This is a genomic window from Streptomyces sp. 2A115 (assembly GCF_052245575.1).
In the GTDB taxonomy this organism is placed as follows: domain Bacteria; phylum Actinomycetota; class Actinomycetes; order Streptomycetales; family Streptomycetaceae; genus Streptomyces.
Genome location: NZ_JBQQCG010000011.1, coordinates 149864 through 167679, shown reverse-complemented (window position 1 = coordinate 167679; position 17816 = coordinate 149864). Strand labels below are relative to the sequence as shown.

Below are 17816 nucleotides of genomic sequence, written 5' to 3'. Positions count from 1 at the left end.
GGTACTTCGGGTACTTCCGGTACTTCGGTACTTCGGTACTTCGGTACTTCGACTGCCTACGGAGGGCCATGACCGGCGCGAAGATGCACGCCGACGAGTTCGACATCGACGCGGCGCTCGTCGGTCGGCTGGTCGCGGAGCAGTTCCCCGAGTGGGCCGGGCTGCCCGTGAAGGAGGTCGTGTCCGCCGGGACCGACAACGCCATGTACCGGCTGGGCGACGACATGGTCGTACGGCTGCCGCGGTTGCCCGGCGGGGCCCGGCAGGCCGACAAGGAGCAGCACTGGCTGCCGCGGCTCGCCCCGCATCTCCCGCTGGCCGTGCCGGTGTCCCTCGCCAAGGGGGCGCCCGGTCAGGGGTACGGGCTGCCGTGGGGGGTGTTCCGCTGGCTGGACGGCGACAACGTCTACGACGCGCCCCTCACCGATGGCACCGAACTCGCTTATGCCGCCGTGGAGTTGGGTCGTTTCGTGGCGGCGCTGCGGAAGGTGGACGCCACCGGCGGGCCGCCGTCCTGGCGTGGCGGGCCCCTCACCGACGACGGCGAGGACGACGTCCGTGCCGCGATCCGTGACCTCGGCGCGGACGGCACGTTGGACGCGGACGCCGCGACCGCGGCCTGGGAGGAGGCGCTGCGGCTCCCCCAGTGGGACGGCGATCCCGTCTGGCTCCACGGCGATCTCCTGCCGGGCAACCTGCTGGCCCAGGGCGGCCGGCTCAGCGCGGTCATCGACTTCGGCGGCCTCGGCGTCGGCGACCCGGCCGCCGACGTGCTCGCCGCCTGGGCCGTGTTCACGGCCGAGACCCGCGGCCTGTTCCGCGAGGCGGCCGACGTCGACGACGCGACCTGGGCGCGGGGGCGGGGCTGGGCTCTGTGCTTCGGGCTGGTGGCGGAGCACTACTACCGGGTCACGAATCCCGTGCTGGCGGCTGTGGGGCATCGGGCGGTGGCGGAGGTGCTGGGCGAGTAGGGGGCCTGGCATCTCCGCGGTCGGCGAACCGCGCGAACGCGGCCTTGGTACCCGATTCGGCGATTCCATCGATCGCGCCGTTGTATTCCCCGTTGTAGTCAGTGAACGCCGCCGCCGCGAACAACGGGGCGGCGTCCAATTCCGAGCGGCGTTCGTCAGTTACAGCTGATCCGCGCCCCGGTTTCCACGCTGTAGTTAGCCCACACCATGGCATCCCGCGTATTGGGGCCGTAATCGCCGTCCGCCCTGACACCCACCCTCTTCTGAACGGAGATGAGCGCCGACTCGGTGAGGGCTCCGAAGACCCCATCCGTTGCCAGGCCGTATCCGTAGCAGGAATTCAGGTTCTTCTGAAGGGCACGGACTGCCGTGTTGCTCATCCCCCGGTCCAGCCAGCAATAGCTCTGATCGCCGGTGACGTATGGGACGTACTTGTAAGAGGTGGGGTTTGTGACTCTGTTGTAAATGGTGGCCCCGTAACTGCAAGGGGAGTCAGCCGTGGCCGCGGTCGCGGACGGAGCGCCGACGATAACGCCACCGAGGAGGCCGGCCAGAAGGGCCCCCGTGGCCGTAGCCGACTTGGCGCGCCCGCTTCGGATTCTGATCAACTCTGCTCCACCTTCCAATTGTCGGGCGAATCGCCCGAGTTCGCGCAGGACGGGACTGCGGGTGCGACTGAAGCAGCGTGAACTCAGGCTCACTGGTTTGATGCGGGATGCTCCTGCCGGTGTCGGCTGCCGGGTCATGAGCGGAAAAGTGAAAGTGAGGTCATGCGCGCCCCGTCACGGCCGGTGTCGGCCCCGTACGACGGGCACAGTAGCCCGGCCCGCTCGCTGGGTGTGCCGGTCGTTCGCCCCACAAGGAACGGCCGCCGCACAGACCGGAACACGCGGACGACAGCGGACGGGACCGCCTCTCGTTCGCGGCCGTGACAGTCGCCCCCGGACCTGCCCGCTACACGTGGTTGCCCAAAGTGCTGGGCTGCTGACGGGCGATCACACGCTTGATGCCGACCAAGACCCGGTAGCGCTCCCGCGCCGCGAACTCGGTCATTTCCCAGACCGCCGGACGTCCTACCTCCGCACACAGGTGCAGCACCCTTTCCTCGCCCGCCCAGACCCCGACGTGAGCGCCGTACGCATCGTCGGTGGCGTTGAACAGCAGCAGGTCAAGGGGCTGGGCCGACGAGACGCGGAGCGTGGCCCGCGTATCCGTCCACAGGTCGCTCGACCGCAGAGCAGGCGCGGCCAAGCCGAAGTGGCGGAGCACCTCGTAGGCGAACAGCTGGCAGTTCGCGCCCGCCGCCAGGCCGACTCGACGAGCCACAGCCGGTGACCCCGGAAAGCGGCCGCCGACATACGGAACGGTCCGGAGTACGACCGGTAGCTGGTTGAGCACGAGATCCATGAGCCCATCGTCCAGGGCCCGTCCCTCCACGTCGTCCCGATCGCCTGGGCAACCTTCCAAAAGGCCCTTGCAACCGGCGTCCTGAACATGGCGTGAGGTCGTCAACTACGGCCAAAAGTAGGCAGGTTGTGTCCATCGGTGACGTGTACTGTTTCGTTGCGTGCTGGCTGAAAGACGACACCAACTCATCTTGCAGGCCTTGCGTTCCGGAGGCTCGGCCACCGTGGCCGACCTCTCGGGGCAGCTGGATGTGAGTGAGGCGACCGTCCGTCGTGACCTCCTCAGACTGGAGGGGGACGGGCTACTCACCCGTGTCCATGGGGGCGCGGTCATCGAGGGGAACCCAGCGCCCTTCGTCGAGGCCGCCGACGTTCGGATGTCCGAGAAGGACGCGATAGCCGCCGAGGCCGCCACGATGATCGAGGACGGCCAGTCGGTCATCCTCGACAGCGGCACGACCGTGAGCCGGCTGGCGCGGCAGCTGCACGGGCGTCGGCTGACCGTGATCACCAACAGCCTCGCGGTGTATGAGGAACTCGTCGAAGACGAGGCCATTGCCCTGATGCTGCTCGGTGGCATGGTCATACGCGAGTCGCGCTCACTGGACGGCTTCATGACCGAGGACAACCTCCGCCACGTACAGGCCGACTGGTTCTTCATGGGCGCCTGTGGCGTCCGGCCCGGGGGCCAGGTGATGGACACGACCGTCGCCGAAGTACCTGCCAGGCGCGCCATGATCGCCGGTAGCGACAAGGTGGCGCTCCTCGCCGATCACGGCAAGTTCCCCGGAACGGGCATGGTGAAGATCTGCGGCCCCGAGGACCTGGACGTGGTCGTGACCGACGCGTCTCCGCTGGACGCGACCTGCGTGGCGCTGCATGAGGCAGGCGTGAGGGTGGTTCACGCGACTGCCGTCACGGTCAACGGCTAGCACCAGCAAGTGACTTGAGTTGCCGGTAGGTGATCCGGACTCCGACCCGCCCCTGTCACAGAGGCGGGCAGGTCAGCGCAGGACGGTTCCGCCGTCAATCTTGATGACCTGTCCGTTGATCCACGCTCCTTCGTCGGAGAGGAGGTAGGCGGCCATGCCGGCGACATCTCCGGCATGGCCGTGGCGGGTGCTGTGATTCCGGGCGAGCATGGCCGGCGGTGCGCCCTCCTCGATCTCGCGGGTCATGATCAGGCCGGGGGCACCACCGGCGAGGTTCACATCACCGGGCCTAGCTCCCGTACGGCCGCACCGCCTTGGCCTCCCGCAGCGCCAACCCCCACCACACCAACTGATCCAGCATCGTCTTGGCGGCCGCGTCCGGAGCCGACGGGTCCTTGTGGCGGCCCTCGTCGTCGAAGGAGGCGCCCGCGTTGTGGAAGGAGACGGTGTCGCGGACGGTGACGGCGTGGAGTTCGGCGAAGACCTGGCGGAGGTGTTCGGCGGCGCGCAGGCCGCCCGAGAGGCCACCGTAGGAGACGAGGGCGACGGGCTTGGCGCGCCACTCGTTGTAGTGCCAGTCGATGAGGTTCTTCAGGGAGGCCGGGAAGGAGTGGTTGTACTCGGGGGTGAGGACGACGAACGCCTCGGCGTCCGCCAGCTTCGGGGTGACCGTCGCGAGCTCGGCACTCACCTCCTCGGAGGGCGAGTAGGACAGGGCCGTCGGCAGGCGCACGTCGGCGATGTCCACGACGTCCACCGCCAGGTCGTCGCGATCGCGGACCCGGCCCAGCAGCCAGTCGGCGACGACGGGACCGAAGCGGCCCTCGCGGTTGCTGCCGACGATGACGGCGATCCTGAGGGGCGCGGGCAGGCGCGTGGGGAGGGGGACTGGAACATCTGTGGCAGAGGTCATGGGGCCCAGCCTCGTACCTCGACCAAACTTGAGGTCAAGTCGTCTCCCCGGCGGACCGGCCACCGAGCCGGTCACCCGTTCACACGCGCCGCCCACACCCTTCGGGTTCTTTTTCTCGGCGCATCGAAGACACGGCGGTGACCTGCCGAAACACGACTCGGCACGCCACCGGGAACGCCTGTCTGACCCCCGTTCACATCATTTCTGACGTGCCATCAGGAGGCGTACGCCCTCGACTGCCACTTACCTCGGAAGGGCAAGGGCGCGACCGACGCAGTGGCACATGGGGGTGCCGCGGGCCGTGTCCTCTCGGAGGAGCAAGCACGATGCGCACAGCCCGTCTGCTGACCGGTACCGCGCTCGCCGTCGCCGCCGCGGGCCTCACCGCCGCGCCCGCGTACAGCGCGGGCCCGACGGCGGGATCCCTGGACCCGGGGTCCCTCGAGGTGTACCCGGCCACCGTCGCGCCCGGCACCGAGGTCACGGTGAACACGGCGGCGTGCGGTGCGCACGACACCGTGTCGGGCGACGCCGGTGCCGTGGGCGCGGGCGACTTCACGCTGATGCCCAGCGCGCACGAGGGCGACGCGGTCGGGCACTTCCGGGTGCCGGCCTCCGCGCAGCCGGGCACGTACGAGATCGTCGCGCGCTGCTCGGGCGGTACGCGGATGACGGGCGACCTGGTGGTCACACTGACCTCGTCCCGGGATACCCAGGAGAGCGGGCAGCGACTCCACCCGAGAGGAAGCGTGAAGACGGGGGTCGGCGGCGCACTCGGCCCCGACCCCGTGCAGACCGCGGCGGGAGTGGCGGCCCTGGCCGTCGCCGCCGCGGGCGGTACCTGGCTCCTGCATCGCCGGGCGAGAGGCGACGGGATCTGACGGACGCCCTCCGCTGTCCGTTCGCCGGTACCGCCATCCCCTCCCCCTCCGGGTCCGACGCCCCTCGCGGCCCGGAGGGGGACGCGGGACCAAGGAGTCAGAAATGCCAGAAGAGCCAGAGAGGTGGCCCACGTGCGCCGGTCCCGCCGGTTCCGCCGGGTCGGCAACATCGCGAACCTCGCGATAGCCGCCGTCACCATCGTCGCCCTCTTCGGCGGCGCCTGGCTGCTGCGCAGCGGCGCCGAGACGCACGCCCCGCCCCAGCCGTCGGCCGCCCAGGCCCGCGCGGGCAGCCACCTGGACCGGCCCGCGGTCGCCGCGCTGCCGCCCTCCCCGCCCGACCGCGTCCGCATCCCCTCGATCCGGGTGGACGCCCCCCTCATGGGCCTCGGCCTCACCGCACAGGGCAGCCTCGACGTGCCGCCGGCCGCGCGGAGGAACCTCGCCGGCTGGTACGAGGCCGGCACCGCGCCCGGCGAGACGGGCACCGCGGTCGTCGCCGGCCATGTCGACAACGCGGAGGGCGCCGCCGTCTTCTACCGCCTCGGCGCTCTGAGGAAGGGCGGCACGATCGAGGTCGAGCGGCGCGACGGCACGGTCGCGCACTTCACGGTCGACGCCGTCGAGGTGTATGACACCCGAGGCTTCCCGGACGAGAAGGTGTACGGGGCCTCGCGGCGGCCGGAGCTGCGCGTGATCACGTGCGGGGGCGGCTACTCGAAGGCCACGGGGTACAAAGGGAACGTGGTCGTCTTCGCCCACCTGACAGGGAGCTCCTGACGCCGACAGGGGATCAGGCCAGCCACTGCTGATACGCCAGATTCGCCACCAGCGCGAAGACCACCGTCAGCAGCACGCCCCGGACGAACCCGCTGCCCTTCTTCAGCGCGGTGTGCGCCCCGACCGTCCCGCCGACGAGGTTGAAGACGGCCATCAGCGCGGCCAGCTGCCAGAACACCGTGCCCTTCCAGGCGAATGTCGCGAGCGCGCCCGCGTTGGTGCAGCAGTTCACGATCTTCGCGGTGGCGGAGGCGGTCACCAGGTCGAGGTGGAGGAGCGCGGTGAGGGCGAGCACGAGGAACGTACCCGTGCCGGGGCCGATGAGCCCGTCGTAGAAGCCGATACCGAGGCCCGCGAGGCCGATCGCGGCGAGGACGCGGCGCGGCGAGACGGGCTCGGTCGACGGCGCCGTACCGAAGGCGGGCCTCATGATCACGAAGGTACCGACGCCGAGCAGCACGACCATGACCACCGGTTTCAGCACCTCGGTGCTCATCCCGGCGGCAACGAACGCCCCGCCCGTGGAGCCGGCGAGCGCCGCGAGCCCGATCCGTACGGCCGTGCCGACGTCCACCGGCGCCTTGCGCGCGTACGTCACCGCCGCACCCGACGTCCCGACGATCGCCACGGCCTTGTTGGTGCCGAGCGCGTACTGGGCCGCCGATCCCGAGTTCGGCAGCCCGAGCAGCAGCACCGGAAGCAGCAGGAGCCCGCCGCCGCCCACGACCGCGTCGATCCAGCCCGCGGCGAGGGCGGCGAGGCAGAGGACGACGACCATGGTCAGCGATATGTCGGGCATGATCGCGACCCTATGGACGGGGTAGATGTGCCGTCCATTGATCCCTGGAAGGTTGAGCGAGATCTGAGCTTCGGTCCGCGTGTGCGACACCCACTCCCTCACTCGGCACGCTCCCTCACTCGGCACGGCCGTCGCCGGAGCCATCCTCGTCGCCGAGCTCACCGAACACGCCTGCGCCGCCTCAATGATCACCCTCGCGATCGATCACATGGCGAGGCGAGCCCGTCCGGCACTGTCCTCGCGTAGGGCTGCGGCCCCTGCCTCCCCCGACCCCCTCGTGTTCCGGCCGTGTCGTCCCACCGGTCGGCCCTTCTCTTTCTGCCTCACGCCCTGTGCGTCTCTCTGCCTCACGCCCTGTGCGGTGGGCGCTCCTCGGACGGTGGGCGCTCCCCGGACATGTCGAAGAGGTTGTCGCGCTGGACCACGCACAGGGCCCAGATGATGAAGCCCGAGAGCGCGATCATCACGACCGACCAGACCGGGTAGTACGGCAGGGAGAGGAAGTTGGCGATGATGACGAGTCCGGCGATGGCCACGCCGGCGACACGCGCCCACACCGAGACCTTGAGCAGTCCGATGCTGATGATCACGGCGAGCGCGCCCAGAACGAGGTGGATCCAGCCCCAGCCGGTCAGGTCCCACTCGAACACGTAATTGCGCGTCGTGACGAAGATGTCGTCCTCGGCGATGGCCATGATGCCCCGGAAGATGTCGAGCAGGCCGACGAGGAAGAGAATCACGGCCCCGAAGGTCGTCAGGCCGGTTGCCCATTCCTGCCTCGCCGTGTGTGCCGGCCGGGTGTGTGTTGCGGTCATCTTGTGCCTCCATTCGTGGTGTGCGGATGCTCAGCGACCGGGAGTACCGGGAGTGCGGGCGGCGGAGCCGGCGTGCTCCGCCGGACCGTGGCCGGTCAGGACCAGTTCCTTGGCCCTGCGGAACTCCTCGTCCGTGATGTCGCCGCGGGCGCGGATGTCGGACAGCTTGGCGAGTTCGTCGATGCTGCTGGGTCGGCCCCCGCTGCCCGCGGCCTCCCTGATGTGGGCGTCGAAGGCTTCCTGCTGTGCTCGGGCCTGCGCTATTTCCCGGCGGCCCATGTTCTTGCCGCGGGCGATCACATAGACGAAGACGCCCAGGAAGGGCAGCAGGATGGTGAACACCAGCCAGCCGGTTTTCGCCCACCCGCTCAGCACGTCATCGCGGAAGATGTCGCCGATGATGCGGAAGAGCAGGATGAACCACATGATCCACAGGAAGAACAGGAGCATGCTCCAGAAGATGCTCAGCATGGGGTAGTCGTAGGCCAGGTAGGTCTGCGCGCTCATGTCTCTTCTCCGTCCCGGGCGCTCGCCCGGCTGCCGCTCGCCCGGCCGCCGTTGCGTGTTGTCCTCAGCGTGGGCACGGCCGGGGCCGGGTGGCCTCACCCGACGCGGGTGAGCCTGCGGGCGGCCCGGCACTCGATGGACGCGCTCCTGCGGCACATCAGGGTTCTGCCCGCGTACGACGGGGGACGGCGGCTGTCCGGTACCAGTCGGAGGAGGCGACGTACTGGCCGAGGGCGAGGCCCGAGACGGCCACCAGGAACACGGCGATCAACCAGGAGAGGAACGTGAAGACGGGCCCCAGCGGGCCGAACTCCTGCAGGCTGCGCTCCATGACCGTGGGCATGAACAGGCCCGCGGCCCGGCTCAGCACGACCGTGCCCGTGCCCGCGAGCAGCGCTCCCGGCAGCAGGTCCCGCCAGCCGATCCTGCCGCCCAGCAGGAGGTGCTGGGACCACCACCACAGCAGAGTCGCCGACAGCACGGACAGCACCCATCCGATCACCGCGCCGACGCCGAACCCGCTGCGCAGCGGTGCCTGGACCAGGAGGACGCCCAGCCAGACCAGCAGCCAGAGCAGCCAGCGCCAGACCGCGGCCCGCACCGGTGTCCGGGGCAGGTGCCAGCACCGCTCGCATACCGCCTGAAGCGCCCGGCTGAAGGCCGTGGCGGACACGAGAGTCACCGCCACGCCCACGGCTCCGGCGGCGTCCCGTGGTGTGCCGGTGGCGGTGAAGGCGCGGCGTACCTCGTCGAGCGTGTCGCCGCGCACCCCCAGAACCGCACGGAGGGAGTCGGTCAGCAGGTCCTGCACCCCTCGGGGGGCGAACGCCGCGACGGTCATCAGCAGCGGCAGCGCGGTGATGAAGGCCTGCGCGGCCAGCCTCACGGAGCCCTCCACGACGTTGAGCGCGGACAGGCGGGGAAGCAGCCGGGCCACCGGACCGGACCGCAGGCTCGCCAGGACCCGCTCCACGGCCGTGCGCCTGCGGGACGCCGGGGCCGGGCCGGGTTTCCTTGCCATGGCTCACGGGACCGCCGCCCGGTCCTCATGCCCGGCGGTCGGGCCCGCGGCGGCCGCGAGGGCCGCCACCACGATCAGGACGGCCACGGCGATGCCCAGAACGAGCGCCACCCCTCCGACCGATGGGTGGTTCCAGAGCACCAGAGCCAGCGCTCCGGCCGCGATGACGCCACCGGTGGTCCATGCCCGGTGGCCCGCCAGCCAGCGTCCGGTGGACCCGGTGCGCACTCCGGCGTGTCGCAGCCCCCGGCCGGCGGCCGTCGTGCCCCTGTTCGTCGCCGTGCGGACGGCGCGGGCGGGACGTCCGGGACCGTACAGGTACGCCACCAGTGCCGTGATCACCGCGACGATCAGCAGGGTGCGCGTGCTGTCGCGCAGGAACCGGACGAACGTGTCGTAGATCGCCGCCGCCGCGTCGGTGGGCAGCGTCGTGGGCGGGATCGAGTCCAGATAGACCCGTCGGACCACGGCCAGCGCGACGAGCAGCACCACCATCATCACGCCGACACCCGTCGCGGTGATCATCAGCATCACCCGGTGTGCCGGAGCGGTCCACACGGCGAGCGCGGCGAGTACGACGGTCAGGACGGGCAGCCAGGTGCCGAGAATGTCCAGCAGCCGCATCGTGTCCTGCGCCTTGCCCAGTTCCTCGGTGTGGAACAGCGTGATGGTCCGGTCGGTGTCCGGGATGGCGGCGGCCTTGTCGAACCCCGCGTCGACGAGCCGCTCCCGTACTTCGCTGACGACCTCTCCCACGTCCAGTTGGACGGTGTCGCCCTCGGCGCGCACGGCACCCTCGCCCTCTCCGGTGAGCATGTTCACCACCGCGGCGTGCGACCGCCGGTTGGCGCCCTCCCACACCTGCTGGAAGGCATCGCTGGTGATCACGCGGGTCACGGTGCGGTCCACTACGCTCCTGACCGCGCTGCGCAGCGGACCCTCGAGGGACTCGGCCCCCGCCACGACGCGGGGTGGTGCCCCGGCGTCCTGGAGGACCCTGGTGAGCGAGTCCGTCACCGCTTTGACGTCCACGTTGGCCACCACGCGGTCCGTGAGCCGGTTGATCACAACCTCCTGGACGGGCGGCTCGGACGCCAGCGGCGCGACGGTCTCCACGTACCTGTCGGTGTCGGAGACCGTGTCCTGGACCCAGGCCGCGACGACGGCCAGGGGCGCGAGCAGCAGGGCCAGCAGGAGGAGAACCGAGGAGCCGGCCTGGCGTACCCGCCGGTGGCGCACCGCGGCATGACGGCGCAGTCGCTCGTATTCCGCTCGCTCCTCGGCGGTCATGACGTGTTTCCGGTGTGAGGCTCCGCCGGAGTCCGGCGGATCCGGGGTCGCGGCCGGGTTCATGGGTGCTCCTTTCCGTGTGTGCGCCGCCCCGGCCGCGAAGGCAGCCGGTCGGGGTGACCGTGGTGGGGCGACCGCACGGGCCCGGTGCGCCGGTGCCGCCACGTTTGTCGCGCGCGCCGGAGCGGCGGGTGCGGTGTCAGGCCATCTCGGCGGGGGTGTCCGGCCGCGTGGGATGCGTCTTTCGGAGCGCGGCTCGCCACGCGAGGGCGACCACCGCCTCGCCCAGGCCGAGCAGGACGAGCCACAGACCGAGCAGCCGGGTCAGGGCGCGGGCGGACTCGGCCGGCAGCGCGAGCACCACGATCCCGGCGACGATGCCGAGCACCGCGGCGCCCAGCACGACGCCACGGTGCGGCAGGTCCGCGGCGGCGAGGGCCGTGTAGAGGGTGAGGATGCCGGACACCAGCCAGACGACCCCGACGATCAGTGAGAGCGCGGCGATCGTCTGCAGTGGGTTCCGTAGGCACAGCACCCCGGCGAGGACGTACAGCACGGCCAGGAGCAGCCCCGGGAGTCGTTCGTGCCCCTCGCGCGCGAAGACGTCCACGAACCGGAACGCCCCGGTCACCAGCAGGTACAGGCCGATGAGGACCGCCAGGACGTGCAGCGTCGCCTCCGGCCAGACCAGTACGAGGACGCCCAGCACCAGCGTCGCGACGGCCGAGGCCAGGAGCCAGGTCCATGAACGGCCGAGCCGCGCCAGTGCCTGCGCGGGGTCGTCCATCGGACCGGGGGCCGCCCCGTCGGGCTCGTGTTCCTGTCCGGTGCGCGATGCCGGACCACGCGACATGGTCATGGCTCCTCCTCGCGTGATCGAGCGGTCGTTTCCGGACCGCCGACGGGGCGGTGTATGAGGGGGTGGTGTGCGAGGACCTGACCGCTTCAGGGTCATGCCTGTCGCCGGGTGCCGGGGTCACCCGCCACGGGTGATCCGGCGACGCCGCCGTGGCGGTGAGGGTGGGAATCTCCGGGCGCCTGCCCACCGGCCTTCCGGCCGGACGGAACGAAGAGACACGAGATGAGCGATCCGCGCACTGCCCGGACGGACCGCACCCGGTCCTGGCCGGACGCGCACCCGCACCGGCGGCTCCGCCCCCGCCGGTGGGCGGTGGCCGTCGCCGTCACCCGCGCCGTGTTCATCGCCGTCGGCCTCGTCACCGCCTACTACCTGCTGCCCCTGGACGAGCGCGGTACGGCTCGTGCGTCGGCGCTGCTCGTGTGCGGCCTGGTCGCGGTGCTGCTGGTGTTCGGGTGGGAGGTGCGGGCCATCGCGCGCTCACCCCACCCGCGCCTGAAGGCTGTCGAGGCCCTGGCCGCCACGCTGGTTCTGTTCCTCGTCCTCTTCGCCGGCGCCTACTACCTGCTGGACCGCTCCGCCCCGGGCTCCTTCAGCGAGCCGCTGACCAGGACGGACGCCTTGTACTTCACTCTGACCACGTTCAGCACCGTCGGCTTCGGGGACATCACGGCACGCTCCCAGGCCGGGCGCGTGCTGACGATGCTGCAGATGGCTGGAGGGCTGCTGCTCGTGGGCGTGGCCGCACGGGTGCTGGCGAGCGCGGTCCAGGCGGGGCTGCGCCGACAGCGCCGAGGGCCGTCGGCTCAGCCGCGTCCCGGTACCGACGCCGGGACGCCGGACCGGGAGGCCGGACCATGACCGTACCCAGCGCTTTCACCGCGTCCCTGGCACCGGCCGAGCGAGCGGCGTACGGCGGGAATGCGCGCAGACGCGCGTCGCGTTCGTGCCACGGCTGGTACGAGACGGCGCGGCGGCGATCCGACCCGTCGGGGTGATAGAGCGTCAGTCGACCGATCATGTACCGGAGTTGGTGCCGATCCACTGCGTCCGCATGCTCGAGTTCCACTGCGTCCGCATGCTCGAGTCGCCGTCGCCGTCATCAGGGCATGTGCACGGTTTGCCGTCCAGCGGGCCGGCCGGTGCTCGCTCATGGCCCTCCGGGCGATCCGGTGCCGCACACCGCCCGGGTCCCATCACTCCGGCAGCTGTCGCATCTCCACGACACGCAGTCCCAGTGACTGGCAGCGTGCCAGCAGCCCGTACAGATGCGCTTCGTCCACGACGGGGCCGAACAGGACGGTCTGGCCGGACATCACCACGTGGCCCAGCTCCGGAAAGGCTTTGGTCAGCGTCTCCGACAGGTGTCCCTCGACTCGGATCTCGTAGCGCACGAGCTGTCCTCCCATGGACTGCGTGGGACAGGCGGACGGCGCCCCTCCCTGCGATCGTGCACCGCCGCGTCCCTTCGGGCCTCACCCGGTACAGGTGACCCGTGGCCCGGAAACGGACCCCCGGATCAACACGTTTCAGTGCTTGAGAACGATCTTGAAAGAGGTGATCAGCAGACCGAGCAGCAGGTTGACCGATGCGGTGGCGGCAACAAGCCGCCGCGAGGCACCGGCGCGGCGTGCCGCGGCCACGGACCAGCCCACCTGGCCGGCCACGGCGATGGAGAGCGCCAGCCAGAGGGCACCTCGCACGTCGAGGCCCAGGAGCGGGCTGACGGCCACCGCGGTGGCCGGCGGGACGGCGGCCTTGACGATCGGCCACTCGTCACGGCACACCTGCAGCACGACCCGGCGGTCCAGAGCTTGTTGCGCCAGGCGCGCCCCGAACAACTGGGCATGCACGTGCGCGATCCAGAACACCACGCCGGTGAGCAACAGCAGCAACACCAGCTCGGTGCGGGGGAACGAGCCCAGGGAGCCGGCGCCGATCACCACGGAGGCCGCGAGCATGGATCCGTAGACTCCGCCCGTGTAGTCCGCGCGGTCTCGGCGCTCGGCACGACGCTCCCCGCGGGCCGTGGCCGGGCCGCCCCTGGTCCTGGACACTGGTGACTCCCTCCGGACTCAGCGCGTCGATCCGGTCGCTCCGGCCGGAGAGTCGGCGCCCGGTTGCCGCGGACGGCTGTCCCGGGCGGTCGGCAGGTGCGGTGTGACCAGGAGACTTGCGAGAGCGATGCCGCCGGTGGCCAGGATCGCCGCCTTCAGGCCGTCCAGCTGCGCGGAGGCGTAGGAGTCGGCGACGGCGTCGACCTCGGACGGCGGCAACCCGGCACGGTCGGCCGCCGAGCGCACCTGATCGGTGGAGACGAAGGTGACCCCCGCCTGGAGGGCGACACCGACCTGCTCCTGGGTCTCTTCGGACAGCTGCGGGTTGTCCGCCACCTGTGTGGTGAAGGCGTGGGCGAGCGCACCGATGAGGATCGACCCGATGAGCGCGGTGCCCAGCGCGGAGCCCAGATTCTGTGCCGTGAACTGGAGTCCTCCGGCCTCACTGCGTTCCTCCGCGCCGACGCCGGACTGGACGACGTTGCCCAGCTGCGAGGCGAGCAGGCCGACGCCCACACCCAGCAGGGCCATGGCTCCGGCGAACTGCGCGTCGTCGATGACCGGGTCGATGGTGGTCAGCAGCCAGACGATGGCCGCCGCCAGGATCGCCAGGGCCAGCCGGACCACCCTGCGCGGTCCCCACACCCGTCCCAGCGAGGACGCGGAAAGAGAGGTCACCAGCATGGTGGCGGACACGGGCAGCAGGCGCAGCCCCGTCTCGAAGGCGTCGAACCCCTGAACCACCTGCAAGTACAGCGGGATGGTGAAGAACAGCCCCAGCAGGATGAGGTTCTGGCTCAGCAGCGTCATCAGGCCGGACCGCAGCACGGGCCTGCCCAGTAGGGACAGGTGCACGAGGGGGTCGGCGCCCTGGTGCTCCCGCCGTCGCTCCCAGTGCCGGAAGAGGGCCAGGACGGCCACCCCGGCCCCGACGACGAACAGCGTCGGGGCGAAGCCGAGGACGGTGAAGGGAGGGTTGCGGGGCTGCACCCATCCCCAGGTGCTGCTCTGCAGCACCCCGAGCACGCCCAGCCCCAGTCCGGCCGCCGAGAGCACCGCACCGACCGCGTCCAGTCGGGGGCGCGGGCCGGTCCGGGGTGACTCCACGATCACCCGGCGGCACAGCAGGACGGCCACGACGACCACGACCTCGCCGGCGAAGACCAGCCGCCAGGTCAGGTACGTCGTCACCCAGCCGCCCAGCAGCGGGCCGACCGCGATCCCGGCGCCGGCGAGCCCGCCGATGACCGCGTAGGCGACGGCCCGGTCCTTCCCGCGATACGACTCCGCGACGAGGGCGGCCATGGCCGGCAGCACCATGGCGGCGCCCAGTCCCTCGATGACGGACCAGCCCAGCGTGAGAACCCACAGAGTGGGTGCCACGGCGGTCAGGGCCGACCCCACGCCGTAGACGACCAGCCCGAGCAGGAACATGCGGCGACGCCCCAGGATGTCGCCGAACCTGCCGCCGATGATCATGAAGGCCGCCATGACCAGCGCGTACAGAGTGATGACGGCCTGGATGGCGGTGACCTCCGTGTCGAAGTCCTCGACCAGCTGACTGATGGACACGTTCATGACCGCGGTGTCCAGGACCATGAGGAACTGGGCCGTACCGAGGACGATCAGAGCCCGCCAGTGCTTCACGCTGTCCACCTCACACTGTCCATCTCGCCAGGTCGGCCGGTACACAGGCGGAGTCGGCCGGGCAGTGGCCCGCACACGCCCCGCCGCTCCCGCCCATCGCATCCGAAGTACGCGCCTCGTGCCTCACCCGCCACGGGGGAAGGCTGCACACCCGTGATGTCCGACCGGTGGGGAGCGCGGGCGCCGAACCCTCTTACCGACGCGCGTTCACAGCAGCCGGAGTTCGCGCGCGCGGCGCACCGCGTCGCCTCGCCGGTTCACCGCCAGCTTCCGGTAGACGCTCTTGAGGTGGGTCTTCACCGTGTTCACCGACACGTAGAGGTCGGCGGCGACCTCCTCCGTCGACATCATCCGCGCCAGCCGCTCCAGAACGTCACGCTCGCGTCCGCTCAGCTCCACCGCGACGAGCGGCGGGGACAGCGACTCCGGCCGGGGTTGCTCACCGTGTCGCGGCAGGCCGGGTGTGAGCCAGCCCGCTGCCAGCTCGTGGAGCGGAGGCGTGGCCAGGAGGGGCCGGATCCACGCTCCCGCATCGAGGAACGGACGTCGCAGCCGCTCCCGCCGAGCGTCGAGGAGCGCATGCGCGACGAGCCTACGGGCGGTGGCGGTGTCTCCCGCCCCCTCCGCGGCCTGTGCCCTCACCAGCGCTGCCCTCACGGTCACCGCCGGCCCGGCCCGGCCCCCGGTGCGAATGCTGTCGAGCAGGTCGATGGCCGCCCCGGTACGGCCTGCGGCGACCTGGATCGCCGCGGCCTCCACGGCACACGCCGGCTGGTCGCCGGACACGCTCTGGAGCACCTCGGCCGCTCTGTCCGGCCGTCCTTCGGCCAGGTGAGCGGCGGAGGTGACGAGCGCTTCATGGCTTGCCGCCCAGGGGGAGGCCACGGCCGCGGAGACGGCCGGGTTCGCTGCCTCGACGGCGGCTCGTGCCCTGCCCTTCACCAGCAGGAGGCGAGCCGTGGCGAGAGCTCGTCCCGCGGCTATCACCGGATCACGCGTTCCCGATGAGGGCCGGGCCGCCTCGTCGATGAGGGCTTGGGCCCGGCCCAGCTCATGGCGATCGACGGCCACGGCGGCCAGGACCAGCTGCCCGATGCCGGAGCCGGACGGCTGGGGCAGACCGACCCGCTCCGCCTCGGGCACCGCCGCCAGGGCCTTGCGCTCCGCCCGGCCGGGCCAGCCGCTCAGATAGTCGAGCAGGGCCAGGTGCTCCATCGAGTCCTCCCGGGGCAGCACGGTGGAGGCCCCGCCGGGAGCGCCGGCTGCCGTGGTCAGGGCGGTGCGCGCGTCCTCGAAGTGCCCGGCCCACAGGCGGGCCGATCCCAGATGGGTCAGCAGGAGGGCGGTGAGTTCGGGATGCTTGTCCAGGAGGTGTACCGGGACTTCCTGCCGCAGTTCATCGGCCGCTTCGGCGGCTCTTTCGGCCCGTGAGGGACATCCGGTCAGCCGGGCGGCCAGTGCCTCGAGCAGCGCACAGCTCAGCTGGACGGCCGCCGCTTCGGGCGCGTCGTCGGGCGCGTCGTCGGCCAGATGCTCCTCGGCCTGGCGCAGGCGGGTCAGTCCGCGGTCAAGGTTGTACCGGGACAGGTCGCGGGCCGCGCGCACGAGGTCTGTCGCCGGACTCCTGGCCTCGGGCCCCATGTGGGAGAACAAGTCGGTCAGGTCACCCGAGCGCAGGCCGGTGAAGAGCTGTCCGATCGCCAGGTCGTCGACGAGGGCGCCGGCGGCGAAATCCCAGTCGCCCGCGGCGGCGCCGTGAGCGAGCGTCTCCGGCAGGAATCCGGAACGACGCAGCCACCGCGCGGCCCGCCGGTGGAGTTCCGGCTCCAGGCCGGGCAGGCGCTCGCGCAGATGGGCCCGGAGTATCTCCCCGAACAGCGGGTGGAGCTGGTACCACGAGTGCCCGAGGTGCTCGACGAACGCGTTGCCGCGGTACAGCCCGGCGAGAATGGGCCCGGCATCGGTCCGGAGGGTCAGCGCGTTGGCCAGACCGGGACAGAAACGCTCCAGGACGCTCACGCGCAGCAGAAGGTCCTGTGTCTCCTCCGGCTGTCCTCTGAGGACCTCGGCCAGCAGGAAGTCCGCGACCGTACTGCTGTCCGCCTCGAACTCCTTCAGGTAGAGCTCCGGGTCGGCGCTCTCCAGAGCGGCCAGGGCGGACAGGCGCAAGCCGGCGGCCCAGCCCCGGGTGCGGTCCACCAGGGCGCGCGCGGCAGGGACCGGAAGGCTCAGACCGTGCAGCTCCAGCAGTGCGGCGGCCTCCTCGGGGGTGAACGCCAGCTCGGCGGCGCGGATCTCCGTCAGCTCGTCGGCCGCCCGGTAACGGTGCAACGGAAGCAGCGGTTCGGTGCGGGTGACGAGGACCAGGCGCAGCCCCCGCCCGGCGTGGTGCAGGACGAACTCCAGCTGCTCCGCGACCTCCGGAGCGGTCACGCGGTCGTACTCGTCGAGCACGAGGACCACGGGCCGGTCGCGATCGTTCAGCTCGGCGGCGAGCGCCGCCAGCAGCCTTTGGTCCACCCCGGTCGCATCCGCGGGGGCCCCGACCGCGTCGGAGGCGGGCGCACCGCAGGCGCGCAGGGCCTGAATGACGTACGCCCAGAACACCCCGGGACGCCGGTCGCCCGCTTCAACGGTGAGCCAGGCGACGGGCTGCCGCAGGCCGGCGGCCCAGTCGGCGGCCAGCAGGGTCTTGCCCGCACCGGCGGCACCGTTGAGCAGGGTCAGCGGTGTCCGGAGAGCTTGGTCGAGGTGGTCGACGAGCCGCTGCCGCCGCAGGTACGTGGCGGGCCTCGTCGGCAGCACGATCCGGGTGCGCAGAAACGGGTCCCCCAGTGGATCGGTGCACGGAACGGTGGGACCGGTCAGCCCTGGAGCGTTCTCGTCGGTCTCTGCCACAGGGCTCACCACCGCTGTCCGTCAAGGTCAGGTCATGGGC

19 protein-coding genes are annotated in these 17816 nt (G+C 71.2%); 5 read left to right on the top strand and 14 right to left on the bottom strand.

What is annotated here, in order from left to right; genetic code table 11:
• Positions 1-68 precede the first annotated feature (68 nt).
• Complete coding sequence (locus tag ACTWQR_RS13005) at positions 69-971, top strand: aminoglycoside phosphotransferase family protein (RefSeq protein ID WP_443227165.1); 903 nt, start codon at positions 69-71, stop codon at positions 969-971.
• 155 nt (positions 972-1126) lie between these two features.
• On the opposite strand, the gene ACTWQR_RS13000 is transcribed toward ACTWQR_RS13005, so the two are convergent.
• Together ACTWQR_RS13000 and ACTWQR_RS12995 are read right to left on the bottom strand one after the other, a co-directional pair.
• Positions 1127-1579, bottom strand: coding sequence for a peptidoglycan-binding domain-containing protein (locus ACTWQR_RS13000; RefSeq protein ID WP_443227164.1), 453 nt, complete (start codon positions 1577-1579; stop codon positions 1127-1129).
• 346 nt (positions 1580-1925) lie between these two features.
• Positions 1926-2378: a hydrolase gene (locus tag ACTWQR_RS12995; RefSeq protein ID WP_443227163.1), complete on the bottom strand. Its 453-nt coding sequence runs from the start codon at positions 2376-2378 to the stop codon at positions 1926-1928.
• A gap of 160 nt (positions 2379-2538) precedes the next feature.
• Between ACTWQR_RS12995 and ACTWQR_RS12990 the strand changes: the two genes are divergently transcribed.
• Positions 2539-3309: a DeoR/GlpR family DNA-binding transcription regulator gene (locus ACTWQR_RS12990; protein ID WP_443227162.1), complete on the top strand. Its 771-nt coding sequence runs from the start codon at positions 2539-2541 to the stop codon at positions 3307-3309.
• A 72-nt stretch (positions 3310-3381) separates the two neighbouring features.
• Here ACTWQR_RS12990 and ACTWQR_RS12985 read toward each other — a convergent pair whose 3' ends face one another.
• Together ACTWQR_RS12985 and ACTWQR_RS12980 are read right to left on the bottom strand one after the other, a co-directional pair.
• On the bottom strand, positions 3382-3588 hold the full coding sequence (locus ACTWQR_RS12985) for an SDR family oxidoreductase (RefSeq protein WP_443227161.1): 207 nt from the start codon (positions 3586-3588) through the stop codon (positions 3382-3384).
• Positions 3589-3598: 10 nt separating this feature from the next.
• Entirely contained in the window at positions 3599-4222 is a 624-nt protein-coding gene (locus ACTWQR_RS12980; RefSeq protein ID WP_443227160.1) for an NADPH-dependent FMN reductase, read from the bottom strand.
• Between the two features lie 326 nt (positions 4223-4548).
• Between ACTWQR_RS12980 and ACTWQR_RS12975 the strand changes: the two genes are divergently transcribed.
• Together ACTWQR_RS12975 and ACTWQR_RS12970 are read left to right on the top strand one after the other, a co-directional pair.
• Entirely contained in the window at positions 4549-5103 is a 555-nt protein-coding gene (locus ACTWQR_RS12975) for a hypothetical protein (RefSeq protein ID WP_443227159.1), read from the top strand.
• Between the two features lie 132 nt (positions 5104-5235).
• A complete protein-coding gene (locus tag ACTWQR_RS12970; RefSeq protein ID WP_443227158.1) occupies positions 5236-5883 on the top strand; it encodes a class F sortase in 648 nt (215 codons plus the stop codon).
• Positions 5884-5896: 13 nt separating this feature from the next.
• Here ACTWQR_RS12970 and ACTWQR_RS12965 read toward each other — a convergent pair whose 3' ends face one another.
• The 6 genes from ACTWQR_RS12965 to ACTWQR_RS12940 form a co-directional block, all read right to left on the bottom strand.
• Positions 5897-6682 carry a sulfite exporter TauE/SafE family protein gene (locus ACTWQR_RS12965; protein WP_443227157.1) on the bottom strand — a complete coding sequence of 262 codons (786 nt, stop codon included), beginning with the start codon at positions 6680-6682 and terminating at the stop codon, positions 5897-5899.
• Positions 6683-7029: 347 nt separating this feature from the next.
• Complete coding sequence (locus ACTWQR_RS12960) at positions 7030-7497, bottom strand: DUF7144 family membrane protein (RefSeq protein ID WP_443227156.1); 468 nt, start codon at positions 7495-7497, stop codon at positions 7030-7032.
• Positions 7498-7527: 30 nt separating this feature from the next.
• On the bottom strand, positions 7528-8004 hold the full coding sequence (locus ACTWQR_RS12955) for an SHOCT domain-containing protein (RefSeq protein WP_443227155.1): 477 nt from the start codon (positions 8002-8004) through the stop codon (positions 7528-7530).
• Between the two features lie 157 nt (positions 8005-8161).
• Entirely contained in the window at positions 8162-9025 is an 864-nt protein-coding gene (locus ACTWQR_RS12950; RefSeq protein ID WP_443227154.1) for a YhjD/YihY/BrkB family envelope integrity protein, read from the bottom strand.
• Between the two features lie 3 nt (positions 9026-9028).
• Positions 9029-10378, bottom strand: coding sequence for a hypothetical protein (locus ACTWQR_RS12945; RefSeq protein ID WP_443227153.1), 1350 nt, complete (start codon positions 10376-10378; stop codon positions 9029-9031).
• A 136-nt stretch (positions 10379-10514) separates the two neighbouring features.
• Positions 10515-11174, bottom strand: coding sequence for an HdeD family acid-resistance protein (locus ACTWQR_RS12940; protein ID WP_443227152.1), 660 nt, complete (start codon positions 11172-11174; stop codon positions 10515-10517).
• 222 nt (positions 11175-11396) lie between these two features.
• Here ACTWQR_RS12940 and ACTWQR_RS12935 point away from each other — a divergent pair, with 222 nt between their 5' ends.
• Positions 11397-12035, top strand: coding sequence for a potassium channel family protein (locus ACTWQR_RS12935; RefSeq protein ID WP_443227151.1), 639 nt, complete (start codon positions 11397-11399; stop codon positions 12033-12035).
• A gap of 335 nt (positions 12036-12370) precedes the next feature.
• On the opposite strand, the gene ACTWQR_RS12930 is transcribed toward ACTWQR_RS12935, so the two are convergent.
• From ACTWQR_RS12930 to ACTWQR_RS12915, 4 genes are all read right to left on the bottom strand, one after another.
• The gene (locus ACTWQR_RS12930; protein WP_443227187.1) at positions 12371-12568 is read right to left on the bottom strand and encodes a hypothetical protein; all 198 of its coding nucleotides are present in this window, start codon (positions 12566-12568) and stop codon (positions 12371-12373) included.
• A gap of 135 nt (positions 12569-12703) precedes the next feature.
• Positions 12704-13231: a hypothetical protein gene (locus tag ACTWQR_RS12925; RefSeq protein WP_443227150.1), complete on the bottom strand. Its 528-nt coding sequence runs from the start codon at positions 13229-13231 to the stop codon at positions 12704-12706.
• An 18-nt stretch (positions 13232-13249) separates the two neighbouring features.
• Positions 13250-14878, bottom strand: a complete 1629-nt coding sequence (locus tag ACTWQR_RS12920) for an MFS transporter (protein WP_443227149.1) — start codon at positions 14876-14878, stop codon at positions 13250-13252.
• Between the two features lie 207 nt (positions 14879-15085).
• Entirely contained in the window at positions 15086-17776 is a 2691-nt protein-coding gene (locus ACTWQR_RS12915) for a LuxR C-terminal-related transcriptional regulator (protein WP_443227148.1), read from the bottom strand.
• Positions 17777-17816: the final 40 nt, after the last annotated feature.

Excerpts from the sequence above, each read along its gene's own strand:
- ACTWQR_RS13005 (WP_443227165.1), top strand. The coding sequence starts at position 69 with ATGACCGGCGCGAAGATGCACGCCGACGAGTTCGACATCGACGCGGCG.
- ACTWQR_RS12995 (WP_443227163.1), bottom strand. The coding sequence starts at position 2,378 with ATGGATCTCGTGCTCAACCAGCTACCGGTCGTACTCCGGACCGTTCCG.
- ACTWQR_RS12980 (WP_443227160.1), bottom strand. The coding sequence starts at position 4,222 with ATGACCTCTGCCACAGATGTTCCAGTCCCCCTCCCCACGCGCCTGCCC.
- ACTWQR_RS12975 (WP_443227159.1), top strand. The coding sequence starts at position 4,549 with ATGCGCACAGCCCGTCTGCTGACCGGTACCGCGCTCGCCGTCGCCGCC.
- ACTWQR_RS12965 (WP_443227157.1), bottom strand. The coding sequence starts at position 6,682 with ATGCCCGACATATCGCTGACCATGGTCGTCGTCCTCTGCCTCGCCGCC.
- ACTWQR_RS12960 (WP_443227156.1), bottom strand. The coding sequence starts at position 7,497 with ATGACCGCAACACACACCCGGCCGGCACACACGGCGAGGCAGGAATGG.
- ACTWQR_RS12955 (WP_443227155.1), bottom strand. The coding sequence starts at position 8,004 with ATGAGCGCGCAGACCTACCTGGCCTACGACTACCCCATGCTGAGCATC.
- ACTWQR_RS12950 (WP_443227154.1), bottom strand. The coding sequence starts at position 9,025 with ATGGCAAGGAAACCCGGCCCGGCCCCGGCGTCCCGCAGGCGCACGGCC.
- ACTWQR_RS12945 (WP_443227153.1), bottom strand. The coding sequence starts at position 10,378 with ATGAACCCGGCCGCGACCCCGGATCCGCCGGACTCCGGCGGAGCCTCA.
- ACTWQR_RS12940 (WP_443227152.1), bottom strand. The coding sequence starts at position 11,174 with ATGACCATGTCGCGTGGTCCGGCATCGCGCACCGGACAGGAACACGAG.
- ACTWQR_RS12935 (WP_443227151.1), top strand. The coding sequence starts at position 11,397 with ATGAGCGATCCGCGCACTGCCCGGACGGACCGCACCCGGTCCTGGCCG.